The organism is Shewanella loihica PV-4, assembly GCF_000016065.1.
Classification (GTDB): Bacteria; Pseudomonadota; Gammaproteobacteria; order Enterobacterales; family Shewanellaceae; genus Shewanella; species Shewanella loihica.
In genome coordinates, this window is the sequence record NC_009092.1 from 603655 (window position 1) to 630202 (window position 26548).

At 54.8% G+C, this 26548-nt stretch carries 23 protein-coding genes; 16 read left to right on the plus strand and 7 right to left on the minus strand.

What is annotated here, in order from left to right:
- Nucleotides 1-106: 106 nt before the first annotated feature.
- Entirely contained in the window at nt 107-2932 is a 2826-nt protein-coding gene (uvrA, locus tag SHEW_RS02730; RefSeq protein WP_011864339.1) for an excinuclease ABC subunit UvrA, read from the minus strand.
- A gap of 202 nt (nt 2933-3134) precedes the next feature.
- Here uvrA and SHEW_RS02735 point away from each other — a divergent pair, with 202 nt between their 5' ends.
- From SHEW_RS02735 to SHEW_RS02760, 6 genes are all read left to right on the plus strand, one after another.
- A complete protein-coding gene (locus SHEW_RS02735; RefSeq protein ID WP_011864340.1) occupies nt 3135-4502 on the plus strand; it encodes an MFS transporter in 1368 nt (455 codons plus the stop codon).
- A gap of 72 nt (nt 4503-4574) precedes the next feature.
- Nucleotides 4575-5237 (plus strand): single-stranded DNA-binding protein, encoded by a 663-nt coding sequence (locus SHEW_RS02740; protein ID WP_011864341.1) that lies wholly within the window; start codon nt 4575-4577, stop codon nt 5235-5237.
- A gap of 195 nt (nt 5238-5432) precedes the next feature.
- Nucleotides 5433-6422 (plus strand): tRNA dihydrouridine(20/20a) synthase DusA, encoded by a 990-nt coding sequence (dusA, locus tag SHEW_RS02745; protein WP_011864342.1) that lies wholly within the window; start codon nt 5433-5435, stop codon nt 6420-6422.
- Between the two features lie 287 nt (nt 6423-6709).
- Complete coding sequence (locus SHEW_RS02750) at nt 6710-6988, plus strand: hypothetical protein (protein ID WP_011864343.1); 279 nt, start codon at nt 6710-6712, stop codon at nt 6986-6988.
- A 181-nt stretch (nt 6989-7169) separates the two neighbouring features.
- Nucleotides 7170-7376, plus strand: a complete 207-nt coding sequence (locus SHEW_RS02755) for a PspC domain-containing protein (RefSeq protein ID WP_011864344.1) — start codon at nt 7170-7172, stop codon at nt 7374-7376.
- An 18-nt stretch (nt 7377-7394) separates the two neighbouring features.
- Nucleotides 7395-7754 (plus strand): hypothetical protein, encoded by a 360-nt coding sequence (locus SHEW_RS02760; protein ID WP_011864345.1) that lies wholly within the window; start codon nt 7395-7397, stop codon nt 7752-7754.
- 15 nt (nt 7755-7769) lie between these two features.
- Here the strand turns inward: SHEW_RS02760 and SHEW_RS02765 are convergent, their stop codons facing one another.
- Nucleotides 7770-8507 carry an enoyl-CoA hydratase gene (locus SHEW_RS02765; protein ID WP_011864346.1) on the minus strand — a complete coding sequence of 246 codons (738 nt, stop codon included), beginning with the start codon at nt 8505-8507 and terminating at the stop codon, nt 7770-7772.
- 49 nt (nt 8508-8556) lie between these two features.
- Here SHEW_RS02765 and SHEW_RS02770 point away from each other — a divergent pair, with 49 nt between their 5' ends.
- The 3 genes from SHEW_RS02770 to SHEW_RS02780 are packed head-to-tail and all read left to right on the plus strand — an operon-like array spanning nt 8557 to nt 10771.
- The gene (locus SHEW_RS02770; RefSeq protein WP_011864347.1) at nt 8557-9024 is read left to right on the plus strand and encodes a copper chaperone PCu(A)C; all 468 of its coding nucleotides are present in this window, start codon (nt 8557-8559) and stop codon (nt 9022-9024) included.
- 12 nt (nt 9025-9036) lie between these two features.
- Nucleotides 9037-10008: a DUF2333 family protein gene (locus tag SHEW_RS02775; RefSeq protein WP_011864348.1), complete on the plus strand. Its 972-nt coding sequence runs from the start codon at nt 9037-9039 to the stop codon at nt 10006-10008.
- Nucleotides 10009-10012: 4 nt separating this feature from the next.
- Complete coding sequence (locus SHEW_RS02780; RefSeq protein WP_011864349.1) at nt 10013-10771, plus strand: TIGR04219 family outer membrane beta-barrel protein; 759 nt, start codon at nt 10013-10015, stop codon at nt 10769-10771.
- Nucleotides 10772-10838: 67 nt separating this feature from the next.
- On the opposite strand, the gene tolC is transcribed toward SHEW_RS02780, so the two are convergent.
- Complete coding sequence (gene tolC, locus SHEW_RS02785) at nt 10839-12164, minus strand: outer membrane channel protein TolC (RefSeq protein WP_041406334.1); 1326 nt, start codon at nt 12162-12164, stop codon at nt 10839-10841.
- 284 nt (nt 12165-12448) lie between these two features.
- Here tolC and nudF point away from each other — a divergent pair, with 284 nt between their 5' ends.
- The 7 genes from nudF to parC all read left to right on the plus strand — a co-directional run bounded on the left by nudF (nt 12449) and on the right by parC (nt 20535).
- A complete protein-coding gene (nudF, locus tag SHEW_RS02790; RefSeq protein WP_011864351.1) occupies nt 12449-13057 on the plus strand; it encodes an ADP-ribose diphosphatase in 609 nt (202 codons plus the stop codon).
- Nucleotides 13054-13500 carry a DUF1249 domain-containing protein gene (locus SHEW_RS02795; RefSeq protein ID WP_011864352.1) on the plus strand — a complete coding sequence of 149 codons (447 nt, stop codon included), beginning with the start codon at nt 13054-13056 and terminating at the stop codon, nt 13498-13500. The genes nudF and SHEW_RS02795 overlap by 4 nt, the downstream gene beginning before the upstream one ends.
- A 9-nt stretch (nt 13501-13509) precedes the next feature.
- Nucleotides 13510-14349, plus strand: a complete 840-nt coding sequence (gene cpdA, locus SHEW_RS02800; RefSeq protein ID WP_011864353.1) for a 3',5'-cyclic-AMP phosphodiesterase — start codon at nt 13510-13512, stop codon at nt 14347-14349.
- Nucleotides 14350-14543: 194 nt separating this feature from the next.
- Complete coding sequence (locus SHEW_RS02805; RefSeq protein ID WP_011864354.1) at nt 14544-15122, plus strand: YqiA/YcfP family alpha/beta fold hydrolase; 579 nt, start codon at nt 14544-14546, stop codon at nt 15120-15122.
- 48 nt (nt 15123-15170) lie between these two features.
- Entirely contained in the window at nt 15171-17057 is a 1887-nt protein-coding gene (parE, locus tag SHEW_RS02810) for a DNA topoisomerase IV subunit B (RefSeq protein ID WP_011864355.1), read from the plus strand.
- Nucleotides 17058-17143: 86 nt separating this feature from the next.
- On the plus strand, nt 17144-18271 hold the full coding sequence (locus tag SHEW_RS02815; RefSeq protein ID WP_049766489.1) for a PQQ-dependent sugar dehydrogenase: 1128 nt from the start codon (nt 17144-17146) through the stop codon (nt 18269-18271).
- A complete protein-coding gene (gene parC / locus SHEW_RS02820) occupies nt 18268-20535 on the plus strand; it encodes a DNA topoisomerase IV subunit A (RefSeq protein ID WP_011864357.1) in 2268 nt (755 codons plus the stop codon). Before SHEW_RS02815 ends, parC begins: the two co-directional genes overlap by 4 nt.
- A gap of 77 nt (nt 20536-20612) precedes the next feature.
- Here the strand turns inward: parC and SHEW_RS02825 are convergent, their stop codons facing one another.
- The 4 genes from SHEW_RS02825 to SHEW_RS02840 all read right to left on the minus strand — a co-directional run bounded on the left by SHEW_RS02825 (nt 20613) and on the right by SHEW_RS02840 (nt 26456).
- Nucleotides 20613-20804 (minus strand): bacterioferritin-associated ferredoxin, encoded by a 192-nt coding sequence (locus SHEW_RS02825; RefSeq protein ID WP_011864358.1) that lies wholly within the window; start codon nt 20802-20804, stop codon nt 20613-20615.
- A gap of 341 nt (nt 20805-21145) precedes the next feature.
- Nucleotides 21146-22072 carry a D-2-hydroxyacid dehydrogenase gene (locus SHEW_RS02830; protein ID WP_011864359.1) on the minus strand — a complete coding sequence of 309 codons (927 nt, stop codon included), beginning with the start codon at nt 22070-22072 and terminating at the stop codon, nt 21146-21148.
- 494 nt (nt 22073-22566) lie between these two features.
- Entirely contained in the window at nt 22567-23274 is a 708-nt protein-coding gene (locus SHEW_RS02835; RefSeq protein WP_011864360.1) for a glycerophosphodiester phosphodiesterase, read from the minus strand.
- A complete protein-coding gene (locus SHEW_RS02840; protein ID WP_011864361.1) occupies nt 23274-26456 on the minus strand; it encodes a mechanosensitive ion channel domain-containing protein in 3183 nt (1060 codons plus the stop codon). The genes SHEW_RS02835 and SHEW_RS02840 overlap by 1 nt, the downstream gene beginning before the upstream one ends.
- Between the last annotated feature and the right edge of the window lie 92 nt (nt 26457-26548).

The following is a 26548-nucleotide window of genomic DNA, read 5'->3' on the forward strand; positions in this document are numbered from 1 at the left end:
TCCTAAGCTACCCCTGTTTGCCGGGGAAGGAAACAAAAAAGCCAGCCTGTCGAGGCTGGCTTGTTAAGGCCGTCAGCTTGAGCTGCTCTTTCAATAGCGGCTTGAGTTAGCCCTTTAACAGCGGCTTGAGGAAGCGCGCCGTGTGGGAGCTTGGATGCTCGGCGACCTGCTCAGGTGTGCCGCTGACCAGTATGGTGCCGCCGCCGGAGCCGCCCTCTGGGCCGAGGTCGACGATCCAGTCCGCCGTCTTGATCACATCCAGGTTATGCTCGATAACCACTATGGTGTTGCCATGGGCCTTGAGGCGATGCAGCACATCCAGCAGCAGCTGAATATCGGCAAAATGCAGACCCGTGGTTGGCTCATCCAGAATGTAGAGGGTCTTGCCGGTATCGCGTTTCGACAGCTCCTTGGCCAGCTTAACCCTTTGAGCCTCACCACCAGAGAGGGTGGTGGCACTTTGGCCCAGGCCGATGTAGGAGAGACCGACCTCCATCAGCGTCTGTAGCTTGCGGGCGATGGCCGGCACGGCGTCGAAGAACTCGCGCGCCTCCTCGACTGTCATCTCCAGTACCTCGTGGATATTCTTGCCCTTGTAGCGCACCTCCAGGGTCTCGCGGTTATAGCGCTTGCTCTTACAGCTGTCACAGGGCACATACACATCCGGCAGGAAGTGCATCTCCACCTTGATTAGGCCGTCACCCTGACAGGCCTCGCAGCGTCCGCCCTTGACGTTAAAGGAGAAACGCCCCGGCTTGTAGCCACGGGTTCTCGCCTCTTGGGTGGCGGCAAACAGCTCGCGGATCGGGGTAAAGATCCCCGTATAGGTAGCCGGGTTAGAGCGCGGCGTGCGGCCGATGGGGCTCTGGTCGATATCCACTACTTTGTCGCAGTGATCCATGCCTGCGACTTTCTTATAAGGCGCGGGTTCATCGACCGTGGCGCCGTTGAGCTGGCGATGGGCGATCTTGTAGAAGGTGTCGTTGATCAGGGTCGACTTGCCCGAGCCCGATACCCCGGTGACACAGGTAAACAGGCCGACGGGAATGGTGAGGTCGACCTGCTTGAGGTTGTTGCCCGAGGCGCCGAAGAGTTCGATTACCTTGCTGGCATCGTACTGGGCGCGTTTCTCGCTGATATGGATCTGCTTCTTACCCGAGATATATTGGCCTGTGACCGACTCGTCGCAGGCGACGATCTCCTTGAGCGGGCCGTCGCAGATCACCTGACCGCCATGCACCCCGGCGCCCGGGCCGATGTCGATAATATGATCCGCCATGCGAATGGCGTCTTCGTCGTGTTCGACCACGATGACAGTGTTGCCGAGATCCCGCAAGTGGATCAAGGTGTTAAGCAGGCGCTCGTTATCTCTCTGGTGCAGGCCGATGGAGGGTTCATCCAGCACATACATGACGCCGACTAAGCCGGCGCCGATTTGGCTGGCCAGACGGATACGCTGGGCCTCGCCGCCAGACAGGGTGTCGGCCGAGCGCGACAGGCTCAGGTAGTTGAGGCCGACGTTGACCAGGAAGCCGAGACGATCGCGCACCTCCTTAAGGATCTTCTCGGCGATCTGTGCCCGCTGACCGGTCAGGCTCAGCTGCTCGAAATACTCCATCGCCTCGCCGATAGACCAGTCTGTGAGTCTCGGCAGGTTAAGGTCTTCGATAAACACATGGCGAGCCTCTTCACGCAGGCGCGAGCCGCCACAGCTGCTACAGGCCTGAGTGTTGATGTATTTAGCCAGTTCTTCACGCACCGCGTTAGACTCAGTCTCGCGGTAGCGTCTGTCCATGTTGTTGAGGATCCCTTCGAAGGGATGGTTACGCACCACCACGTCGCCGCGATCGTTAATGTATTTGAACGCTATGCTCTCCTTGCCCGAGCCGTGCAGCACTATGTTACGGATCTTGGCGCTCAGCTTCTCAAACGGCGCCTCGACATCGAACTTATAGTGCTCCGCTAGCGAGGTGAGCATCTGGAAATAGTAGAAGTTGCGTCTGTCCCAGCCGCGGATCGCGCCGCCGGCCAGTGAGAGTTCGGTGTTGGTGATCACCCTGTCGGCATCGAAAAATTGCTGCACGCCTAGGCCATCACAGGTAGGGCAGGCACCGGCCGGGTTGTTGAAGGAGAAGATGCGCGGCTCAAGCTCCGCCATGGAGTAACCACAGTGGGTACAGGCAAAGTTGGCCGAGAACAGCAGCTCTTCGCTGTCGCCGTCCATGGAGGCGACGGTGGCGATGCCGCCAGAGAGTTCCAGCGCGGTCTCGAAGGATTCCGCCAGGCGCTGCTGCAGATCGTCACGCACCTTGAAGCGATCCACCACCACCTCGATAGTGTGCTTTACGTGAAGCTCAAGGGCTGGAGGATCGGACAGGTCGCACACCTCGCCGTCGATACGGGCGCGGATAAAGCCCTGGGCCGCCAGGCTGTCCAGCAGCTTGACGTGCTCGCCCTTACGATCGTTGATCACAGGGGCCAGCAGCATCTGCCGGCTGCCCTCTGGCAGGGTGAGTACCTTGTCGACCATCTGGCTGACGGTCTGCGCCGCCAGTGGTTGGTTGTGGGTCGGACATCTCGGCTCGCCGACACGGGCAAACAGCAGACGCAGGTAGTCGTAGATCTCTGTGATGGTGCCCACGGTGGAGCGTGGGTTATGGGAGGTCGATTTTTGTTCGATTGAGATCGCCGGACTCAGGCCCTCGATATGATCCACATCTGGCTTCTCCATCAGGCTGAGGAACTGGCGCGCATAAGCCGACAAGGATTCGACATAACGACGCTGGCCCTCGGCGTAGAGGGTGTCGAAGGCGAGTGAGGATTTTCCTGAACCCGACAGGCCAGTGATCACAATAAGCTTATCTCTGGGGATCGTAAGGTTGATGTTTTTGAGATTGTGGGTGCGGGCGCCACGAACTTCAATCTTGTCCATCTGTCTCTCTGAATGTGCCGAAAAAGAGACTGATTATCGCATAAAAATTGAGTTAGGTCATAGAAAAGCCCAGCCTGTGATCTGGCCATGGGGGGAGGGCAATTGCGCATTTTGCTCGCATCTTCAACTTTTCTTTTTGAGCTATTTCTCCGCTTCGTGATAAACTGCGCGACTTATTTATGAATACAGATCAGGGCGAATAATGGCCAATAATGGACTGTCTAAGACTGAGAAAAAAGTCGCGTTTTCACTAGCCAGTGTATTTGGGCTACGCATGATGGGCTTGTTTATGATCATGCCTGTCTTTGCGTTGTACGGACAACACCTTGAGGGATTCTCTCCCCTGTGGGTGGGGATTGCCATCGGGGCCTATGGCCTAACCCAGGCCATCTTGCAGATCCCCATGGGGATCCTATCGGACAGATATGGCCGCAAGCCTATCATTCTTATCGGCCTGGCCCTGTTTGCGCTGGGCAGTCTGCTGGCCGCCTCGGCCGATTCTATCTATGGCGTCGTCGCCGGACGAGCCCTACAGGGGATGGGGGCGATAGCCGCCGCCGTGTTGGCCCTGGCCGCCGACCTGACCCGTGACGAGCAACGCACTAAGGTGATGGCCATCATAGGCATGTGCATCGGCTTCTCCTTCGCGCTCTCTCTGCTGGTGGGGCCGATCGTGGCCGAGCATCTTGGTCTGTCGGGTCTGTTTGCGATGACGGCCGGTCTCGCCCTGTTGGGGATGGTGATAGTGCAGCTGCTGGTGCCTAACCCCATAGGTCAGGCGCCCAAAGGCGATACCGTCGCCGCGCCAGCCAAGCTCAAGGCGATGCTCACCGATCCGCAGCTGTTCCGCTTGGATGCGGGTATCTTCATCCTGCATCTGGTGTTAACCGCCGTATTTGTCGCGCTGCCGCTGGATCTGGTCGATGCCGGCCTGGTGAAAGAGAAGCACTGGATGCTCTATTTCCCCGCCTTCGTGGGGGCCTTCTTCCTCATGGTGCCGCTGATCATCATAGGGGTGAAGAAGAAAAACACTAAGGCGACCTTCCAGATTGCCCTGCTTATCATGATCGCCGCCCTGGCTGCCATGGCGCTGTTTGCCAACAGCCTGGTGGTGCTGAGCGTTGCCGTGGTGCTCTTCTTCACCGGTTTCAACTATCTCGAAGCATCCCTGCCAAGCCTAATCGCTAAGTTCTGCCCCGTGGGCGACAAGGGATCGGCCATGGGGGTCTACTCTACCAGTCAGTTCCTCGGCGCCTTCTGTGGAGGCCTGCTGGGTGGCGGCGCCTATCAGCTGCTGGGAGCCGCCGGTGTGTTCGCGGTGGCACTGGGCCTGATGTGTATATGGCTGCTGCTAACATTGGGGATGCAAAACCCCATACTGTTAAAGAGTTACACCCTGGAAGCCGAGGTGGAAGGTAAGGAGCAGGCCCGCGCTATGGCGACCGAGCTATCGCAGCTGCCCGGCGTGGCCGAGGCCATTGTGGTGCTTGAGGAGAAGGTCGCTTATTTAAAAGTTGATGAGCATTTCGATTTGAGACAGGCGCGAGCTGTGTTAGGCTCTTCCAATTAACAGATTCGCGGTCGAGTACGGCCGTGCATCTGTACCTAATTTAGATTTATAAGATTATCGCAGGAGATTTCAATGGCCAGTCGTGGTGTCAATAAGGTAATTTTGGTCGGTAACCTAGGGAAAGATCCCGAAGTTCGTTACATGCCAAACGGCAACGCCGTAGCCAACTTTACAGTGGCGACCAGTGAGTCTTGGAAAGACCAGCAAGGTCAGATGCAAGAACGTACAGAATGGCACAACATTGTAATGTACCGTCGTCTTGCGGAGATCGCCGGTGAGTACCTGAAGAAGGGCTCGAAAGTGTATCTGGAAGGTAAACTGCAGACCAGCAAGTGGCAGGATCAGCAGACCGGACAAGATCGCTACAAGACAGAGATCAACGTTAACGAGATGCAGATGCTGGATAGCCGTGGCCAAGGCCAAGGCGGTCAGGGTGGCCAACAAGGTTACGGTGCGCCGCAACAGCAAAACCAATACGCACCACAGCAGTCGGCGCCAGCCGCGCGTCCACAGCAGCCGCAACACTCGGCTCCTCAAGGTGGGTACGGTGCCCAGCAACAGGCAGCACCACAGCAGCAAGGTTATGGCGCTCAACCACAGCAGGCCCCTGCCTATGCACCTAAGCCGCAGGCGGCTCCACAACAGCAAGCGCCGCAGCAGCGTCCAGCACCTCAGCCACAGCAGAACTTCACGCCGGATCTGGATGACGGTTGGGACGACGATATCCCGTTCTAGGATTAGGTCGACAAATGTTTGCTTAAAACCCTGCCTTGGCAGGGTTTTTCTTTTCTTAGACTCTGCCGCGCTATGCTCTTCTTAGCATGCGTCGGTCGGCGTCACCCTGCGGGAGTGTTCATTTACCGCCATGCGGTGTAAAATGCGCGCCCAGCCCGTAAAAGGGCGACTGCTAAACTTGGGTTACCCTTATTTATGTCATCTGCCACTATGCCAACTGCTATTAATCGTACCTTCTCCATTGCGCCCATGCTCGATTGGACCGACAGGCATTACCGCTATTTCGCGCGCCTGATGTCTTCCGAGTTGCTGCTCTATACCGAGATGGTGACGACCGGGGCGATCATTCATGGCAAGGGCGATTATCTGGCCTATAACCAGGAGGAGCATCCGCTGGCGCTGCAGCTAGGGGGATCCAATCCTGAGGATTTGGCTAAGTGTGCCAAGCTGGCGGCAGAGCGCGGCTATGATGAGGTCAACCTCAATGTGGGCTGCCCGTCGGATCGCGTGCAGAATGGCCGTTTCGGTGCCTGCCTGATGGCCGAGCCTGATCTGGTGGCTCAGTGCGTGGCGGCGATGAATGAGGTGGTGGATATTCCGGTAACGGTGAAGACCCGCATCGGCATCGACGAGCAGGACAGCTATGAGTTTCTTACCGAGTTCGTCGACAAGGTGAGCGCGGCTGGCTGTGACACCTTTATTATTCATGCCCGCAAGGCCTGGTTGCAGGGGCTGAGTCCCAAGGAGAACCGCGAGATCCCCGAGCTCGACTATGACAGGGTGTATCGTCTCAAGCAGGATTACCCTCAGCTGAGCATCTCCATCAATGGTGGGGTCAAGACACTTGAAGAGTGCGGCGAGCACCTCAAACAGCTAGACGGCGTCATGGTGGGCCGCGAAGCCTATCAAAATCCTTATCTGTTGGCTCAGGTGGATCAGCAGCTGTGCGGCCTGGACAAGCCAGTGCTGAGCAGAGATGCCGTTTTGGAGAATATGATTCCCTATATAGAGAAACATCTAGTGTCCGGTGGCCGCCTGAATCATATTACCCGTCACATGACAGGTTTGTACCAGGGCGAGGCGGGTTCGCGCGCCTGGCGTCGTTATTTGAGCGAGAATGCTCATAAGCCTGGTGCCGGTATCGCCGTGGTGCATGAGGCCAGAGCCAGCATGGAACTCAAATAAAAGCACAATATAAACAATGTATTGAACAAGATTATTGCAGAAAGCCGCTGATACCACAGCGGCTTTTTGTTGTCTGATTTTTAAACTTTTCACCAAAGGTGGTGAAAATTACCAGCCGGTAGTGAAACTCACTATCTTCTTATCCAGCTGCCTCAGTTCTAATGAATGCCTCAGCGGTATTAAATTTTATAAATCCATATTTATCATGTGTTTATATTGTTTTTACAAAGTTGGCACACCCCTTGTATTGTCATAGATGTCATAAACGAAATGGAAAGGAAGACATCATGAACAAGCTAACTAAAGTATCGCTAATCGCCTCTCTACTTGTAGGTGCTAGCTTCTCTGCCTCGGCAGATGACTTTATCCCAACAGATATCACCGCCAAGCTGGAGCGTCATTTGGCGACTCAGATGCAAGAGATGATGGTGACTGCTCAGCAAGAACTGACACTTTCACTGCAGGCGCAGCTGTCAGAGTCGCTATTCGACACTAACCTTAAGCTGGCAGAAACGGCGACCAAGAGTGAAGAAGCACCGATGAAGAGTGCGATGGTTAAGGAATAACTCTGGTAAAGGAATACCATAGTTTAGGGAATTATTATGACTTATCTGTTTGAGTTGGCAGCACTGTTACTGCTCCCAGTATTGAGCTTCGCGCTCTGCGCAGCCTTAGTCTGTACCTTGAAATGGCATAAGGTGTTATAGCCGGGGCTCATGAATTTGTTGATAGTGAAGGACAAGTATTATGAATATCGATGATCTGGTAAGAAGGCTAAAAAATCCCCGCAGCATGGTGTGTGGTGTGGCGGCGATGACGGCAGACAAATTTGCCTGGTCTTGCCTATGGACTCGCGTCGTGTGGGCCGTGGCAGCCTTTATGAATCCGGCCTTCGTCTTGTTAGTGTATTTTGTATTGGCACTCGTTCTGCCGAAATGGAAACCAGGCTACTAGCCGTTAGGAATTAAGAGCGTGAAGGGACGTACGAATTTACAAAAAGCGCTGGATATCTTGCTGGCCCTGGGTGTCATCCTTATAGTGGCTGCGGCGCTGATGATGCTGGGACATTACTTTGAAGCGCGTTGGTTTTATATCAGCCTGGAGTCGCCCCAGTGGATCGACATAGGCTTGTGGAGTACGGCGCTGGTCAGTGCCCTGTTATTGATTCTGTTACTCTGGCTCACCCTGGCCTTTAGTTTTATCGCCCTGGTTTCTTCTTTTTGCGTGCTAAGCGCCATCGCCATGTTGTTTGCCGGCTTTTCGCTGTTTTGGCCGATTCTCCTATTACTACTGGCGGCCTGGGGCGTAGGTCAAGCTAGCCGGGTCGACTAGCCTGGCCCAATTTCTTTATCTGCTCAGGAAGGCGTTAAATTGCGCCTTGGCCTCATCGCTTTGCAACCGAACGGCAAACTCTTCCAACTCTTTTTGCATCTGCTCTCTGATAAGTTCGCTGTCGCCGCGTATTAGCCTGCGACTGGCTCTGAGTGCCTGAGGTGGCTTCTTCGCCAGCTTGATGCTTTGGCTCATGGCATGACTCATCAACTCATCGCTTGGCAGCAGATCGTTGATAAGCCCCATGGACAGGGCGCTCTGGGCATCGAAGGGCTCACCGAGCAGCAGCAATTCGCTGGCCTTGGTTTGTCCGACCAGGCGGGGCAGTAGAAGGCTGGCACCGGCCTCGGGCACCAGCGCCAGATTGACGAAAGGTAGCTGAAACTTGGCGGTGTTATCGGCATATACCAGGTCGCAATGCAGCAGCAGAGTCGTGCCTATGCCGACCGCAGGACCGGCCACGGCGGCGACCAGAGGTTTAGTGAGATCCAGCAGGGTGAACAGGAACCTGACGGTAGGATGATTCTGTCCTAAGTCACTATTTTTTAAAAAGTCGGCAACATCGTTACCCGAGGTGAAACAATCGCCTTCGCCTTTGAGGAGAAAGGCGTTAATTCCGTTGTCTGACTCCCCTTGGATAAGGTATTCTGTGAGCCGAGCATACATCTCAAGGTTAAGCGCGTTGCGTTTGTCGGGGCGATTGATCGTGATGATGCGTACGCCCTGCTCATCCTGAAATTGAATGTTACTCATGGGTCAATAATCCTTATTTGGCAGATGGGTTAAAAAGGAGTTTAAGGCATTGAAACAGATTTTCAAACACGCGTTTAATTTTGTCCTGCTATCATGCACTTCATTTTCCGTATTGGCAAACGTCATGTTTGTCGATGGCTATGTCAGGGCCATGCCGCCGAGCGTGCCCAATACCGCCGCCTATTTCACTCTGATGAACCATGGGCCCGAGGTCGATCTAGTAGGCGTTGACACAGAGGTAGCCGACGAGGCGCAGCTACACACTCTGGTGGAAGAAGAGGGCGTAGTGAAGATGCGCCAACTCCCCAAATTTACCCTGGCCAGCCACGCTAACCTGGAGCTCATGCCCTCGGGTAAGCACGTGATGCTGCTGGGTTTAAAAAAACCGCTGACGGAAGGACAGGAAGTGGTGTTAAGGCTAAAGTTTAGCGATGGCAGCGAGCAGCAGCTAACGCTGCCGGTGAGCAAGCAAGCGATAGCGACACAAGATGATGGCGAGCACCATCACCACCATTAATGGAGTAAGAGTATGCAGGTAACATGGAAACGGGTCAGCCTGGCGGCCGCCGTCTTATTTTTGATTGGCTACATCATCAGCGTATGGTGGAGCGTAGAGCCAGACAGCATAGAGCCCCATCAGCTCAATAATGAGACGGGCCATAAGATAGTGGGCTACGCGACCACTACCTCTCTGATTTTGACCATGGAAACCCTCCTCGATAAGAACGGTGGCTGGTTGTCGAACGATGTGATGCCTCCCTCGCTGTTTATGGATAACATGCCCGCCTTCGAGTTTGGCGCCATCGAGCAGGCGCGGGATCTGGCGCTGATCATGCGCAAGGAATTTAGCCGTTCCCAATCGCAGTCGACCGCCGACAAAGATCTGCTGGCGGCCCACTCTAAGCTGAATATCGAACACACCAGTTGGTTAGTGCCGAGCGCCGAGGGCGAGTATCGTGACGCCATCAAGCTACTCAAGCTTTATCGTGCCCGCATCGCCGACACCAATAATCCCGATGCTCAGTTCTATGCCCGCGCCGATAACCTCAACGAATGGCTCAAAGAGGTGCAGAAGCGCCTGGGTAGCATGTCTCAGCGCCTGTCTGCCAGTGTCGGCCAGGAGCGGATCAATACCGATCTCGCCGGTGACACTGAGGCCAGCCAGTCGACGCCTAATCTGGCCAGCCAGGAGATCAAGACCGGCTGGTGGCAGATAGACGATGTCTTCTATGAAACCCGCGGCGCCACCTGGGCACTGCTGAACTTCATGAAGGCTATTGAGGTGGATTTCGCCGACGTATTGAAGAAGAAAAATGCTGAGGTTAGCTTGCAGCAGATCATTCGTGAGCTGGAAGAGACGCAGCAGCCTGTGTGGAGCCCGATCGTGTTGAACGGTTCAGGGTTTGGCATAGTGGCCAACCACTCGCTGGTGATGGCCAATTATATTTCCCGCGCCAATGCCGCGGTGATCGATTTAACTAACTTATTGACTCAAGGCTAATTAGATGAAAAAAACACTACTTGCATGTGCTCTGCTCGGGTCTTTGGCAGCGACATCTGCACAGGCGGCTACTGTAGTTGGCTTCAAGGTGGGCGGCGACTACTGGAACGCCGACACCGAGGGTACTTTTGCTCAGAAGGGCCAGGCTCAACAGGAGTTTGATTACAGCTCTTCATCTCAGGGTAGTATCTGGGTCGCCGTCGAGCATCCGATTCCTTTAGTGCCTAACCTGAAGATCCGCGAAAACCGTCTGGATGCAGATGGCAAGGCGACTTTGACCGGCGACTGGACATTCGGCGATCGCGTATTTAGCGACGATGTGACCACGGCAAGCAACCTGAGCAATACCGATTTCGTGCTCTACTATGAGCTGCTGGATAACGACATAGTGGCACTGGATCTCGGCGCCGCCTACAAGAAGATGCATGGCTCTTTCCGCGTACATCAGATCTCGCCATCTGGCGTAGTAGGGGCTTACGCGCAGAAAGATCTTAGCGACGGCATCGTCATGGCTTACGCCAATGCCGAGGTGGGCATTCCAGGCCTGGGTCTGTATGGTTTTGCCGACGTGATGCAAGGCATAGACGAGAGCAGCGTCTACGACTATCAAGTGGGTCTGGGTTGGCAGTTTGACGGCGTGGCGCTAGACACCAAGGTACGTGTCGGTTACCGCGACTTTAACTTCGACGTGAACAACTTCGATGGTGTGACCGCCAACATGCAGTTCAAAGGCTATTTCGCCGGGGTTGAGCTGGTCTTCTAATTGCCCAGCTTAGCGATATAAAAAAACCGCCATGATGGCGGTTTTTTTGTGGCTAAAGCCTGACGTCTTACTGACTGACTTCAGGGGCCTTCAGGCCATTGTTGATGGCGATGACATCGTCTTCGCTCAGGGTGCCAGTCGCTTGTTTCAACGCCAAGATAGAGTTGATATAGCCATAACGGGCATTAGAGAGCTGACGCTTAGAGTCATACAGGTCACGGGTACGGTTGAGTACGTCAACGATGGTACGGGTACCGACTTCGAAACCTGCCTGGGTCGCTTTCAGTGCACTCTCAGAAGAGATCACCGATTGCTCATAGGCGCGGATAGAGCTGATAGAGGCGCCAACGTTGTTGAAGTTGTTACGCACATCTTTCACTACCTTGCGGTAGGTCTGTTCCATCTTCTCGCTGGCTTCTACGTATTGGTATTGCGCCTGGTTAACCTTAGAGCTCACCTTAAAGCCTTCGAAGATTGGCACGCTCAGGGTCAGACCCACGTTGGCGTTGTCGTAATCGCTCAGATCACCTGCCTGATTCTTCTGATTCAGGTTGGTGGTGTAACCGGCATTCAGGCTCAGAGACGGCATGTGGCCCGCCTTGTAGAGCGAGATGGTCTGCTGGGCGATATCTTTACCGATACGCGTGGTTAACAGATCCACACTGCTGGTCTCGGCCATCTTCAACCAGTCGTTTGGCATGGCTGGGGTTGGCGGTACCGCGGTGAAACGTGTGGTATCCAGAATGTCGATAGACTTGTGGTCTATGCCGGTGATCTCTCTGAGGGCTTCGTAGCTGTTGATCAGCTGGTTTTCCGCCAGGATTTCCGATGCACGGGCCAAGTCATACTGGGCCTGAGCCTCGTGTACGTCGGTGATCGCGGTGAGACCCACGGCAAAACGTTGCTTGGTCTGCTCGAGCTGACGCTCGATGGCACGCTTCTCGGCGCCCTTGAATTCATAGTTATCTTTCGCGGCTAAGACGTCGAAGTAGGCGCCTGTTACGCGAATGATGAGTGACTGAAGTGTCGAGGCATAGGCTGCATCGGCCTGTGACGCCGCAAGCTCTGCGAGGTCGAGTCCGACCCAGGCGCTGTGATCATAGATCACCTGCTTGAGTGACACTCCAGCATCGAGTCCGCTGTTGTACTTGTCATCATCAACATTGGTCCAGCTCTTTCCATAGCCTACGCTGGCGCTGATGGTAGGTAGCAAGGGGGCGCGGTTCTCTTCGATCTGCTCGTAGAGACGGTCGCGCTGCGCTTGTGCTTGGAGCGCAATAGGATCATTGGTAAGGGCCTGCTGATATATCTGCAGTAGATCGTCGGCATGCACGGCAGAAGTCGTTGCCGCGAGAGTCAACGCTGCACATAAGGTGCGGATCTTAAATTTCATTAGCTGTCCTTTTTTAGACATAAATACTCCGAGGCGGAGCCATTTACTTAATAAAGTTAAGTGATGCTTCAGCGCAAATCATTTGCGCGAAGCGGTTTGCGCTTCCCGACGCTTCCCGATACATCTAAACTTATTAAGGTTAAGATATTAAGAAATTAACCATTTTTAAGTCAACTAGGAAGTGTAACAGTTTTTAACGGTAAGTCTGCATTTTTTAGTGGTCTACATGGTATATTGAGAGCCCTTGGAGATAAGCATTTACTAACTGAGTCGCGGGACGGGTAATGAGTCAGAAATTCACCAATGAAGATGTACAGATGCTGGGAAAACGAACCCTTTTTCAGGGGTTCTTTCGTATGGAAGAGTACAGATTCAAACATAGGTTGTTTGCCGGTGGCTGGAGCCAGGAAGTGGTGCGTGAAGTGTTCGAGCGCGGCCATGCCGTGGTCGTGCTGCCCTATGACCCCGTGAGCGACAAGGTGGTGCTGATTGAGCAGATACGCATTCCCGTGGTGAATGCCGCAACCACCCCTTGGCTGCTGGAGTTTGTTGCCGGCATGATAGAGGAGGGTGAGAGTGCCGAGCAGGTGGCTCACCGTGAACTGCTCGAGGAGTCTGGCCTGGTGGCCAGCGAGATGCACTACATCAGCCAATATTTTTCCAGTCCCGGCGGCACCAGTGAGCGATTCGACTTCTACTGGGCCAGGGTTGATGCCAGTCAGGCCGATGGCCTGCATGGTCTGGATGATGAACATGAGGATATCAAGGTGCACGTGATGCCCCGTGAGGCAGCCTTTCAACTATTGCAGGATGGCACCATCAACAACGCCTCGACGGTGATTGGTCTGCAGTGGCTGCAGCTCAACTACCAAAGCTTAAGGGCCGCCAAGTGAGCCTGTCGTTAAATAAGCGCAAGCCGGACTATCAGGCAAATGTGAGTCGTTTTCTCGCCTTGTGTAGCCGGAACTACTTCAATATATTACGCTGGCTGCCCGCGGGCTATGAGCAGGGGCAGTCCTGGCAGGTCGAGGGAGACTTCGGTTGCCTCGAGGTTAAGCTGCTGGAAAACACCCAATATACCCAATTAATTGAGATCTCCCGCCCGCTGAAAATCGCGCAATACGTTGATACACCTAAAGTTGTAGTGCGTGTTTACCATGACGCTAAATTAGCAGAAGTGTTAACTAGTCGACAGATTTATCGATTAAGACCAGTATATGATTATCCAAATATACGTATGTACCATAGAGACGAAAAGTATCAGGTAAATGCTTTTCTTGAAGAGTTACTCAAGATTGACAACCATGCCCGCATCATTTGTCAGTCCGAATCTTAGGGTTTTAATGTGCTAAAAGAGGCTATCTCTTATTCCATCGATCACGATGAGAGCGTAAAGCTGGTCCAGGTGACGGACCCTCATCTTTTTGCTGATCCCGAGGCGCAACTGCTGGGTGTGAATACCGCACATAGCTTGGATGCTGTGTTGAACACCATTAAGGCCGTCGATTATCCGGCACATCTCTTATTGGCCACAGGCGACATTAGCCAAGATTATTCTAATCAGTCTTACCATAACTTCGTCGCCGCGATTGAAAAATTAAACCTTCCTTGTCACTACCTGCCGGGCAATCACGATGATCCGCGCATCATGCACCTGCATATGCAGGGCCCCAGTGTTTACGGCGATAGGCGGATCCTGGTGGGAAAGTGGCAAATCATCATGCTGGACTCCACCGTTAGGGGGAAGCCTGGCGGGCATATGGCCGACAGCGAGATGGAGCTTATCGAGGCGGCGGTGGCGGCCCATCCCGAGCTGTATACCCTGTTGGTGATGCATCACAATCCCATCCTGGTGGATTGTAAATGGCTGGATCAACACTGCATGGACAATGGCGAGGCGTTTCTCGACAGAGTGACGGCCATGCCTCAGGTCAAGGGCCTGCTGTGGGGCCATGTGCATCAGAGCCTGGATCAGTTCTACCAGGGCAAGAGTGGCCCGGTGAAGTTGATGGCAACGCCTTCTACCTGCATCCAGTTTAAGCCCAAGTCTCCCTATTTCGCCCTCGATGCCCAGCAGCCAGGTTATCGCCTGCTGGAGTTAAAGCCAGACGGCAGCATACTAGCCAACGTTTACCGGGTGCCCGGCAACAAGTTTTCACCAGATCACGACTCCAGCGGTTACTAGGCGCTCATTTTGGTGAGCAGATAGCGAGCAGTTTGCTTGGCATTGGCGGGGTTAATATTTGGTTAATCGCCGCGCCGGTGTTAGCATCTGGATGCCCGATACTTGGCTGCAGATGTTAGGCGCAGAGCCAATCTGTCCGCTAAGCCGTCGTGTAGGGAACACATTGCCGTTTTATCATTCGCTGCCGAGGAAATATGCTGCTCTATATTCATGGATTCAATAGTTCACCGCACTCAGACAAAGGTGTGGTCACTGCCCAGTATATTGCCAAGCATTTTCCCGATATCAATTTCGTTCAGCCCCAACTCCCAGCCACGCCCAAGGCGGCCATGGCGCTATTGACAGATTTGGTCGAACAGGCGTTGGAGATGGGAGAAAGCCTGAGTTTCATCGGTTCATCCCTCGGTGGCTATTTTGCCAGCTATCTGGCGGAGCGTTATGGTGGGCGCGCCGTGCTGGTGAACCCGGCGGTGAAACCCTTCGAGCTGTTTGATGAGTTCCTCGGTCCCCAGTACAATCCCTACACAGAAGAAGATTATCAAATTCTACCCGAGCACAAGTTAGAGGTGGCTAAGTACGATACCCCGGCCATCTCACATCCAGATCGCTTCTTGGTGCTGCTGCAGTCTGGGGATGAGGTGCTTGATTATCGGCAAGCCGTGAATAAATACCAATGTTGTCAGATGCTCATCGAGGCGGGTGGCGATCACAGCTTCGTCGGCTACCAGCAGCAGATGCCGGGGATCTGTGATTTCCTGTTTCTTGACAAATAGACATGTAGGGCCGCAACATGGCCTGAATAACAATATATTGTGTGCGCTATGACTAACCAATACACTTCAGATGCAATTGAAGTCCTCAATGGACTCGACCCGGTAAAACGTCGCCCAGGTATGTATACCGACACCACACGTCCAAACCATTTGGGCCAAGAGGTGATCGATAACAGCGTCGATGAGGCCCTCGCGGGACACGCGACCAGAATCGACGTGATACTGCACAAGGACAATTCGCTGGAGGTGATCGATGATGGCCGCGGCATGCCGGTGGATATCCATCCCGAAGAGGGGATCCCCGGGGTCGAGCTGATCCTCACCAAACTGCACGCAGGTGGTAAGTTCTCCAATAACAACTATCAGTTTTCCGGTGGTCTGCACGGCGTAGGTATCTCGGTCGTGAACGCGCTGTCGAATCGTGTCGAGATCACGGTGAGGCGCAGCGGTCAGGTCTATGAGATGGCCTTCGAGCATGGCGACAAGGTGGAAGAGCTGACCGTAACGGGAACCTGTGGTCGACGCAACACCGGCACCCGCGTCCATTTCTGGCCAACCGCCAGCTATTTCGACTCGGTTAACTTCTCGATTCCTAAGCTTATCTATCTGCTAAGGGCCAAGGCGGTCCTCTGCCCGGGGCTGCGTATCAAGTTTACTAACAAGCAGACCGGCGATGTCGAAGAGTGGTGCTACGAGAGCGGTCTGACCGACTATCTCAAGTCGTCGACGCAAGGTGCATTGACTCTGCCTGAAGAGCCTTTTATCGGCAGCATGGCTGGTAATACCGAGGCGGTTGACTGGGCCATTACCTGGCTGCCTGAGGGGGGCGACTCCCTTAACGAGAGCTACGTCAACTTGATCCCGACGCCGCTGGGCGGCACCCATGTTAACGGTTTCCGTCAGGGTCTGCTGGAGGCGATGCGTGAATTTTGTGAGTTTCGTAACCTGATCCCCAGAGGGATCAAGCTCTCCCCCGAGGATATCTGGGATCGCAGCAGCTTCATTCTGTCGATCAAGATGCAAGATCCACAGTTTGCCGGACAGACTAAAGAGAAACTCTCCAGCCGTCAGAGCGCGGCGTTCGTCTCGGGCATCGTCAGAGACGCCTTCAGTCTCTGGCTCAATACCCATACGGATCAGGCCGAGGCCCTGGCCGAGATGTGTATTAGCAACGCCCAGAAACGTCTGAAGGCGGCCAAGAAGGTCGCGCGTAAGAAGGTGACCTCGGGCCCTGCGCTGCCGGGTAAGCTGACCGACTGTAGCGGCCAGGATCCTATGCGCGGCGAGCTCTTCCTGGTGGAGGGTGACTCCGCGGGCGGTAGTGCCAAGCAGGCGAGGGATCGTGAGTTTCAGGCGATCATGCCGCTGCGGGGTAAGATCCTTAATACTTGGGAGGTAGAGGCCTCGCAGGTGCTGGCCTCTCAGGAGGTGCACGACATCTCAGTGGCCATCGGCTGTGACCCGGACAGCAATGATATCTCAGAGCTCAGATACGGTAAGATCTGTATCCTGGCGGATGCGGACTCGGATGGTCTGCATATCGCGACCCTACTGTGCGCCCTGTTCATGAAGCACTACAAGGTGCTGGTGGAGAAGGGGCACATCTATGTGGCCATGCCGCCGCTGTTTAGGGTCGATGTGGGTAAAGAGGTATACTACGCGCTGGATGAAGCCGAGAAGCAGGGGATCTTAGATCGTATCAGCGCCGAGAAGAAGAAGGGTAAGGTGCAGGTGACCCGATTCAAGGGATTGGGTGAGATGAATCCATTGCAGCTGAGGGAGACCACCATGGATCCCAACACCCGAAGACTGGTACAGTTAACCATAGATGATGCCGAGGATACCCTGGCCATCATGGATATGTTGCTGGCCAAGAAGCGTTCTGGCGATCGTAAGACCTGGCTTGAAACCAAAGGCGACTTAGCCCAGCTATAGCTATGTCATTAAAATAAAAAGACAAATCGTTAGACAAGCTTAATATAATGCATAATAAAAGAGTTAGTTGTTATTTTCTGTGTGCGATGTTTGCCGTGATGGCATCGGGCGTGTCCCTGACGGCGCGCGCCGAGCAGCCCATCATGATCACAGTCACCAAGGGATTTGGACTCTCCTTATATGCCTCAGATCTCGGTGATGCCAAACAGATGGCACTGGGTGACGAAGGCACCCTGTTTGTGGGCTCTTATAAGTCCGGCACCATACAGGCCCTGGTAGACAGCAACGCCGACGGTCGTGTAGACAAGCGCTACGTAGTTGCCAAGGGGCTGGAGTACCCAGAGGCGATCGCCTTTCATAAGGGGGATCTCTATGTTGCCGAAGAGGAGCGCATCCTACGCTTCGTGGATATCGAGAATCGCCTGAAACGTCCCGGCCGTGGCAAAGAGGTTTACGACCGTCTGCCGGGTAAGACCAACAAGAGCCGCCGCGCCATGCGCTTCGGCCCAGATGGTCGTCTCTATGTTGCCATAGGCGCTCCCTGTAACGTGTGTGAGGCTCATGCCCCCTTTGGCAGTATCATTGCCATCGACCTAGACAGTGGTAGCAGTGAGCAGATCGCCACCGGTATACGCAACGTCACCGGCTTCGACTGGGACCCTAAAGACAGCAAGTTGTGGTTTGCCGATTTGGGTCGTGACTGGATGGGTGACAGACTGCCACCGGATGAGATCAACCGTGTCGATATCGTCGGCGCCCACTACGGCTTTCCCTATATTCACGCCAGCAGCGTGCTGGAACCCGCCTACGAGAAGCCCAAGGGGCTCAAGGTCACCACGCCCGTCTTCGAGTTGCCGGCCCACGTGGCGCCCATGGGGCTCGAGTTTTACCGTGGCGAGCAATTCCCGGAGAAGTATCGTGACCAGCTATTCGTGGCCGAGAATGGATCATGGAACCGTTCCAGTAAGATCGGCTATCAGGTCACCATGTTGACCCTGGAAGATGACAGTATCAGCAAGCGCCAGACGGTGGTGAGCTTTCTCGATGGAGAGTTCCCCGTCGCCCGGCCCTATGACTTAATCATGGCGCCCGATGGGGCCATGTATATCTCAGACGATCTGAAAGGCAATGTGTATCGTCTGTTTTATAAAGAGAACGCGAGCGAAGAGATTGAATCGAGTGAAGCGAGTGAACAACAGGATCCTAATCAATGAGTGATGCGATAGATTTAAGCCTCGATGGCGTCGAACAGATGCCCTTGAGACGTTTCACCGAAGAGGCGTATCTGAACTATTCCATGTACGTCATCATGGATCGCGCCCTGCCGCATATCGGCGATGGCCTAAAGCCGGTGCAGCGCCGTATCGTCTACGCCATGAGCGAACTTGGCCTGTCGGCGCAATCTAAGCACAAGAAGTCGGCGAGAACCGTGGGTGACGTACTGGGTAAGTATCACCCTCACGGCGACAGTGCCTGTTACGAGGCCATGGTGTTGATGGCGCAGCCTTTCTCCTACCGCTACCCACTGGTAGATGGTCAGGGTAACTGGGGCGCGCCGGACGATCCTAAGTCATTCGCGGCCATGCGTTATACCGAGGCGCGCCTGTCTAAGTTCTCCGAGGTGCTGCTGACTGAGCTGGGTCAGGGCACGGTCGATTGGGGGGTCAACTTCGACGGCACGCTCAAAGAACCCATGGTGTTGCCCGCCCGTCTGCCACATATCCTGCTCAACGGCATCACAGGGATCGCGGTGGGGATGGCGACCGACGTACCGCCCCACAATGCCCGCGAGCTGGTGGATGCCTGTGTGGAGCTTATCGACAACCCCAAGGTGGATCTGGAACGTCTGATGGAGCTGGTACCCGGCCCTGACTATCCCACCGAGGCGGAGATCATCAGCCCGAGAACCGAGATCGCCAAGATCTACGAGACGGGCCGCGGCTCCATCAAGGCCCGCGCCGTTTATAGCGTGGAGTCGGGCGAGATAGTGATCACCGCGCTGCCCCATCAGGCCAGTGGCGGTAAGATTTTAGAGCAGATCGCTGCCCAGATGCAGGCCAAGAAGCTGCCCATGGTGGCCGACCTGCGCGACGAGTCAGATCACGAAAGCCCGGTGCGTATCGTTATCGTGCCTCGCTCAAATCGTGTCGATTGCGATCAGCTGATGGCGCACCTGTTTGCCACCACAGATCTCGAGAAGAATTTCCGCGTCAACCTCAACGTGCTGGGGCTCAATGGCCGTCCTCAGGTGAAGGGGCTGAAACAGCTGCTGACCGAGTGGCTGGAGTTCAGATTGACCACGGTCAGACGCCGTTTAGAGCACAGATTAGATAAGGTATTGGCAAGGTTACATATTCTTGAGGCCTTGATGATCGCCTTCCTCAATATCGATGAGGTGATCGAGATCATTCGTTACCACGATGATCCCAAAGCCGAGCTGATGTCGCGTTTTAACCTGACTGACGAGCAGGCCAATGCCATCCTGGATCTTAAACTGCGTCACCTGGCGAAGCTGGAAGAGTTTAAGATCAAGACGGAACAGAGCGAGCTAGAGGCGGAGCGTGAGAAGCTTGAACTACTGCTGAGCTCAGATCGCCGCATGAAGACGCTGATCAAGAAAGAACTTAAGCAAGACGCCGAAACCTATGGTGATGAGCGTCGCTCGCCGCTTGTCGAGCGTAGCGAATCCCGTGCCCTGTCTGAGCAGGAGTTGGTACCGGCCGAAGCGGTAACCGTAGTGCTGTCGGAGAAGGGATGGGTACGCTGTGCCAAGGGGCATGATATCGACCCTACGGCGCTCTCCTACAAGGCGGGTGACGGCTTCCTCTGCGCCGCGTCTGGCAGGAGTAATCATGCAACCGTCTTTATCGGCTCGACGGGCCGCGCGTTTGCCACCGATACCCATACCCTGCCATCGGCCAGGAGTCAGGGTGAGCCTGTGACTACCCGCTTCCAGCTGTCGCCGGGCGAGTCTATGGCCCATGCGCTGCTCGGAGAGGATGGACAATGCTTCCTGCTGGCCTCAGATGCGGGCTACGGCTTTATCGGCGATTACAAGGATATGGTATCTCGCAACAAGGCGGGTAAGGCGCTGTTGAGCCTGCCGGCCAATGCTCAGGTGCTGCCGCCGAAACGCGTGGACAAGAGTCGTAGCGAGTCTATCTTAGCGATCACCAACGAGGGGCGCATGCTGCTCTTCTCCGTCGATGCTTTGCCGCAACTGGCCAAGGGCAAAGGCAACAAGATCATCGGCATCGCCAGTGACAGGGCCAAGAGCCGCGAAGAGCTGCTGGTGCATCTGCATGTAGTGCCGCAAGATACCGCAGTTACCCTGTGGGCGGGTAAGCGTAAGCTTACTCTCAAGCCGAGCGATCTCGAGCACTACCGTGGCGAGCGTGGTCGTCGCGGCGCCAAGCTGCCTCGCGGTCTGCAACGAGTGGATAAGGTGGAGCTTGGCGAGGACGAGACCAGTCTCTAGCCGACTGTCAGACATAAAATCCGGATACAAAAAAAGCTGCCTTAGGCAGCTTTTTTGATGTCTGATGTAAGTTGGCCCTAAGCCACTTCGTAGAAGTTGGGGGTTACATCGAGGCGGGCCTGGATGATCTCGGTGGCCATCTTGCTACATTTACCACATTGATTGCCAACACCCAGACGACGCTTAACGTCGGCAAGAGACATATCTCCTTGATCGACAGCTTCTTTTATTTGCTTGTCGGTAATGGCGTGGCAAAGGCAAACATACATACAGGTGACTCCCCTACTTCAGATGCATGCAAGTATAAATGAAAACGATTCTCACTGCTAATAACTCCTGGTTATAGACTGTGCACTATGGCGCCTAAGCGGGGAATTAAAAATTGTGAGCCAGCCCACTAAATTCGGGGCCTCCAGCCTATTGGTGGCGCGTATTTTACTTCGTTTTGTCTGGGCGTAGGCTAGGGCGGTAATGAGTGCAAGCGCGCATGAAAGATTCACTTACCCCAAGTTAAGATGGTTTATTTGCTGGCTTATGATGAGTTGGGGTAGGCATTTACTGCTTAGTGGAGGCGCTATCTTTGGCAGATAGCGCCAGGGATGATTTAAGCTTAATAGCCGCGCTCGAAGTTGACCTTATGGCTCAAGGGCTCTCCCTTGATGAACTTGTGGTAGTTATTGGCGAAGATCTCCACCACCTGCTCTGGGAAACTCGGGGCGGCGATATGTGGGGTGATGATGACATTCTCCAGCGACCAGATGGGATGCTCCTGGGGCAGGGGCTCCTGATTGAAGACATCCAGGATAGCGTTCTGCTGGGGATGACTCAGCAGCTGGGCGTAGAGGGCGTCGAGATCCAACACGTCGCCGCGACCCAGATTGAAGAGGATCGCCTCCGGCTTCATCATGGCCAGCAGCTCCTGGTTGAGCGCCCCCTGGGTCTGCGGCGTGCTGGGCAGTATGGCGGCGATGGCGTCTGCCTTATCTATGTGGTGGGCCAGATTGGCCAGGGTGTCGACGCTGTCGAAGCCTATGGTTGGCTTGGCGCCGCGATTGATGCCGGTCACCCGCATGCCGAAATGTTTGGCGGTCTGTGCCAGGTGTTTGGCGATATTGCCTGTGCCTAACAGCAGCAGTTCCTGCCCCTGCAGGGTGCGAAAGTTGCCCGGGCGCCAGATCTTCTCCGCCTGTTGTGACTGATATTGCTTGTGCTGACGCTGGTGGGCCAGCAGGTAGCCAAACAGGTACTCGCTCATCAGCGGGCCGAAGATCCCCCGCACATTGGTGAGTTGGTAGTCGCGGCGCAGCCTGGGTTTGACCAGGAGATCGACGCCGGCATAGGTAGATTGCATCCACTTGATCTGTTTGGCATGGCCCACCAAGGGGGCGGCCAATGGCGGTTCGGCGAGCCAGATGTCGGCATCGAGAATACTCTGGGGATCGTCGCCTAGCAGTGTCAGGTGTGGCAGGTGACAGGAGCCGAGCAGGCTGCGGTATCTATCATTATCGCTGGTCAGCAGCAGTAGCTTGTGTTCCATAGCGAGTCCTTTTGGCTGTTATTATTTTTGTATGAGACCCAGAAAATGGCTGGTTTATTTTGGTGACGAATTTTTTTCATTCGCACCTAGTCATTATAGATGCTCCCGCCTGGCTTAGTACTTAAGTGGGGTAGGGCCTGTTGACCTTTTGAGAACAAATTTTGTTCTAATTGAGCACGTTCAAATCGCGGCATGAGGCTTGTAGTATAGTTATTCTATATAAAAGCCGAGTAACAAAGAGTTGAACGTGCTCAAGACGAACCCTGCGGGCAGCGTCTGTATCATTTTTCTACTGCGTTATCGCTCATTGATCTAGCACACTAGATTACAATCACTCTGCCTTGTATAAAATCGATACAGAATGCTGCAAAAATGAACGCGAAAGATAAACAGGCCCTAGTTCTACAGTGACAAAAAATGGCAGAGGTGTCCACCGCTAGGGTGAACTTTGCTTATTTGTTGGGCAGTTTAGGGTGAGTAGGCACTCGCTGACCCTAGCGGGTCAGCAGCAGTTGATGGACGCAGTCGGCGCTGACATCGGGGAAATTACTGAAGATGCCATCGACGCCCATCTGCGACAGATAGTGGATATCGTCGCGATTATCCACGGTATAGACAAACACCTTGGCGCCGCGGGCGTGGGCATCCTCCACCAACTCCCGGGTGACGAAGTTGACGCTCAGGTGCAGGGAGAAGGCCTCTAGCCGAGTGACTATGGCGGCCAGGTCTTCCGGCACTCCCTCGATGAGTGGCGCCAGCACTATCTCGGGAAAGGCCTGTCTCAGGGTGAACAGAAAGCCGTGATGGAAAGATGAGATTAGCAGCTGATCGGGGCGGTAGTTGAGCTTCTCCAGGATTTCTGGGTAGAGGGCCATGAAGGGGCCGAGGGAGTTTAGCCCTTTGAGCTCTATGTTGATCAGGGCATCGAAGGGTTGCAGGTACTCCAGCAGCTCCCAGAGTTTAGGGATGGGCTCGCCATCAACGGTAACGCCGGCCAGATACTCCTGAGTCACCGCCTCGATAAGACCTGTACCCGAACTTTTGCCGTCGAGACGCCTGTCGTGAAACACATAGAGTTCGCCTTCGACGCTGTGCACGTCGATCTCCACGGCGTTACAGCCCAGGGCGACCGATTTCTTGATGGCGGCCAGGGTATTTTCGGCGCCATAGCCGCTGGCACCGCGGTGAGCATAGACACGCATTAGCTTCTAATTATCCCCTGAGTCTCTTTACTTTGACCACTAATATGCACCTCGAGCTGCGGATAGGCGAGCTCCAGATGATTCTCTCTCAGTTTCTTACTGACCTGCTTGTGCAGCTTATGCCTAAGCGGCCAGCGGGTGTTCATATCCTTGGCATAGGCGCGGATCTCGTAGTCCTGAGTATGCTGACCAAATCCGGCAAACCAGACCTCGGGCTCCGGCGTGGTCAGGGCATCGTCACACTCCTTAACCGCCTGATAGAGCGCCGCCTCGACTCGCGCGGGATCTGAGTCCCTGGCGACCGAGACATAGACGATCACCCTAGTGATCGGGTCTGACAGCGACCAGTTGATCAGCTGCTCGGTAATGAAGGCCTTGTTGGGGACGATTATCTCTTTTCTGTCCCAGTCGACAATCGTGGTGGCGCGGATCTGGATCTTACTTACCGTACCGGTCAGCTCGCGAATGGTGACGGTATCGCCGATACGCACCGGCTTTTCGAACAAGATGATCAGGCCCGAGATGAAGTTGGCGAAGATCTCCTGCAGGCCGAAACCCAAGCCCACCGAGAGCGCCGCGACCAGCCATTGCAGCTTAGACCACTCCATCCCCAGGGTGGAAAAGCCGCTGAGCATACCGAAGAAGACCACCAGATAGCGACTCACAGTGGTGATGGCGAAGCCCGTGCCCTGGGTGAGATCTAGCCGCTGCAGAATCATCAGCTCCAGCAGACCTGGCAGGTTGGTGGCTATCATCAGCGAGAAGCCGACTATGATAAGGCCAAGCAGCAGGGACTTGAGAGTGATAGGGAGCTGCTGGGCGATGCCGTCGACCGTGCTCGAGCTGGTCCACAGGGTGATGCCATCCAGAAACGAGAAGATGGCGCTATGGGTCTGAGTCCAGAGGCCGATCAGGCTGATCAGGAAGGCCAGCGTTAGCAGTGAACGCACCAGCCCCAGAGACTGGCTGGAGATGGTCTCCAGATCCACCACTGGCTCTTCATAGGTGTCCGGTGGCTCGTTACTGTTGGGGTCATCTTCTTTCTCCCGCTGGGCCAAGATCTCGGCGCGCTTGGCCTTGGCGCGGTTAAAGGCGATGCGGCGTCGCTCGATCAGCATCCAGCGCTTAATCAACTGATACAGCAGCATAAAGCTTAGGGATAAGATCAACGACAGCTGCAGCTGCAGCAGCATCTGATAGGCGGTGAAGTAGTAGCCCCTGAAGGCCAGCACGGCACAGGCTGGTGGCAGCAGGATGAGTATCGACCAGAGCAGCTTCTGCAGCAAGCGCTTGTTCTTATCGTCCTGGTGATAGTGATGTTCCTGCTTCGACAGGCTCAGCATGTCGCGGTAGAACCAGAACAGCATGAGGGCCAGTAGGATGAAGGCGCCGCGTCCCAGGCTGTTGCGCACCAGCGAAGTTTCTAGCACCTCGGTGAAGCCGATCACGCCGACAATCGGCATCGCAAGTACGGTCAGGGCGCGTAGGCGTTGCTGACCGGCGCGTATGATCGCCTTGTCGCCCTTGAAGTGGCCGATTAACAAGCCCTTATCCAGCGCCAGCAGATAGGTGAGGCGATAGAGCTGGTACAGCATGCCTATGGCCAGTATGCCCATGCCCACCGAGGAGACCAGGTTATGGTTGCTGAAGTAGAAGATCAGACCGCCGCTGATCAATGGCAGTGGCTTGATGCAGCTATAGAGCAGCGAGCCAATCAAGGTATTGAAACTATAGATAAACTTATCTTGCGTGACGTTACCTACATAGGTGACGTTCTTCGCCATCAGCTGAGTAAATTTAGGTGTGACCAAGTCCTGCATTACCAGGCAGAGCACCATCAAGATCACCCACCAGGACCAGAGGGTGCTCTGTTCGCTTAGTGAGTCCTGTACCTGATGCCAAGGCGCCTGGGTCAGCAGCCATTGGGTACTCTGATACAGGTCGCCCAGCCAGTAGCCGTCTATGCTGTTGGCATTGGCCACCCAAAACAGGTGCTCGTTGAGCGTGGTCTTAAGAGTCTGATACTGCTGGCCTAGCTGCTCATACAAAACCCTTAACTCGGCCAGTTCGCCAAGGTAGAGATCATAGTTTTCCAGCAGCTGGCGCTGCAGCTCTTTCTGGGCACCGACCAGCTTGCTCTGCAGCGGCGTGAGCTGCTCGACGGCGCCGAGCAGCGGATGCAGTGTCTGGTCTTGCTCTATCTGATAGCGGGCCAGACGGGCATTGGCGATCTCATTGCTGATCTTGTCCTGGCTTGGCGGCTTGGGCAGTGAGTAGAGGATACGCAGGAAGCGCTCGCCGAAGGCCGAGTTAAGCTTCACCAAGGCGATCTGCTGCTGAATATTAGTGATCTGCTTGGCCTGGAACTGGTATTGGGTCTCGGCCTGCTCCTGCTGTGTCATCACATTGGTGACCTCATGGGTCAGCTGTTTCAGCTGCTCGCCATAGGCCTGGTTCTGCGCGTTCAACTTGATGGCGATGGCATCGTCTGTGATGGAGGTTTCTATCTGACTGGCGGCGATGGTGGCCGCCGTTGCCTTGTGACGCTGCTCGGCGATGGCGCCGTTGAGACGTTCGATAAGGGCTTCTTGCTGCACCAGTTGGCTGCGCACCAGCGCCAGTTGCTGTTGGGTCAGGGCGATCTGTTTCTGGCTGCTGGCCAGCTCAGATTCCAGGGTCGAAAGGCTCTGAACATAGACGCGACGCTGCATCTCGCTCAGGGGCTGGTTGTCATTGCTGGTCGCCTGTTTGTGCTTGGCCAGGGTCAGGTTGGCTTGGCTTATCAGGCTAGGAAGCTGTTGCTGGCGTTTGATTAACTCGTTGACCTGAGTGGCCAGGTTAGCCTCTGTCTCTTTGAGCTCAGACAGTCTCAGGTAGGAGAGTGACGCCTGCTGGCTGAGATCTTGATTAGGGTTGTATTCCAGCGGCGTGGCGGCTTCTTTAAGCTGCTGTGTCAGGGCCTGTTTCTGGCTCTGATACTGGTGAATGATGGCGTCGAAGCTGGACTGCAGGGCCTGTTGCTCGGTGAGCTGCTCCTCCAGCAGACTCAGCTGCTCGGCGGTGCTCTTGCTGGCGACCTGAGGCTCCTGTCCTAGTCCCAGGCGTTTGTTGAGATTCAGGGGCGAATTTGCGGCGCCTGAGAATGAGATTAGACAGAGAATAATCAGTAATATACGAGACATAAGCCGCTTTGTTCACACCAGCATCAATGGACGCTTATATATTACCAAGTTAGTTCAAAAATGATATCTATGAATCGGTTAATTTGACCCGT

Excerpts from the sequence above, each read along its gene's own strand:
- SHEW_RS02780 (WP_011864349.1), top strand. The coding sequence starts at position 10,013 with ATGAAAAAAACACTACTTGCATGTGCTCTGCTCGGGTCTTTGGCAGCG.
- SHEW_RS02835 (WP_011864360.1), bottom strand. The coding sequence starts at position 23,274 with ATGCGTGTCTATGCTCACCGCGGTGCCAGCGGCTATGGCGCCGAAAAT.
- uvrA (WP_011864339.1), bottom strand. The coding sequence starts at position 2,932 with ATGGACAAGATTGAAGTTCGTGGCGCCCGCACCCACAATCTCAAAAAC.
- SHEW_RS02825 (WP_011864358.1), bottom strand. The coding sequence starts at position 20,804 with ATGTATGTTTGCCTTTGCCACGCCATTACCGACAAGCAAATAAAAGAA.
- dusA (WP_011864342.1), top strand. The coding sequence starts at position 5,433 with ATGTCATCTGCCACTATGCCAACTGCTATTAATCGTACCTTCTCCATT.
- SHEW_RS02815 (WP_049766489.1), top strand. The coding sequence starts at position 17,144 with ATGTTTGCCGTGATGGCATCGGGCGTGTCCCTGACGGCGCGCGCCGAG.
- SHEW_RS02735 (WP_011864340.1), top strand. The coding sequence starts at position 3,135 with ATGGCCAATAATGGACTGTCTAAGACTGAGAAAAAAGTCGCGTTTTCA.
- parC (WP_011864357.1), top strand. The coding sequence starts at position 18,268 with ATGAGTGATGCGATAGATTTAAGCCTCGATGGCGTCGAACAGATGCCC.
- SHEW_RS02740 (WP_011864341.1), top strand. The coding sequence starts at position 4,575 with ATGGCCAGTCGTGGTGTCAATAAGGTAATTTTGGTCGGTAACCTAGGG.
- SHEW_RS02750 (WP_011864343.1), top strand. The coding sequence starts at position 6,710 with ATGAACAAGCTAACTAAAGTATCGCTAATCGCCTCTCTACTTGTAGGT.
- SHEW_RS02840 (WP_011864361.1), bottom strand. The coding sequence starts at position 26,456 with ATGTCTCGTATATTACTGATTATTCTCTGTCTAATCTCATTCTCAGGC.
- parE (WP_011864355.1), top strand. The coding sequence starts at position 15,171 with ATGACTAACCAATACACTTCAGATGCAATTGAAGTCCTCAATGGACTC.
- SHEW_RS02830 (WP_011864359.1), bottom strand. The coding sequence starts at position 22,072 with ATGGAACACAAGCTACTGCTGCTGACCAGCGATAATGATAGATACCGC.
- SHEW_RS02805 (WP_011864354.1), top strand. The coding sequence starts at position 14,544 with ATGCTGCTCTATATTCATGGATTCAATAGTTCACCGCACTCAGACAAA.
- SHEW_RS02775 (WP_011864348.1), top strand. The coding sequence starts at position 9,037 with ATGCAGGTAACATGGAAACGGGTCAGCCTGGCGGCCGCCGTCTTATTT.
- SHEW_RS02755 (WP_011864344.1), top strand. The coding sequence starts at position 7,170 with ATGAATATCGATGATCTGGTAAGAAGGCTAAAAAATCCCCGCAGCATG.
- SHEW_RS02765 (WP_011864346.1), bottom strand. The coding sequence starts at position 8,507 with ATGAGTAACATTCAATTTCAGGATGAGCAGGGCGTACGCATCATCACG.
- tolC (WP_041406334.1), bottom strand. The coding sequence starts at position 12,164 with ATGAAATTTAAGATCCGCACCTTATGTGCAGCGTTGACTCTCGCGGCA.
- nudF (WP_011864351.1), top strand. The coding sequence starts at position 12,449 with ATGAGTCAGAAATTCACCAATGAAGATGTACAGATGCTGGGAAAACGA.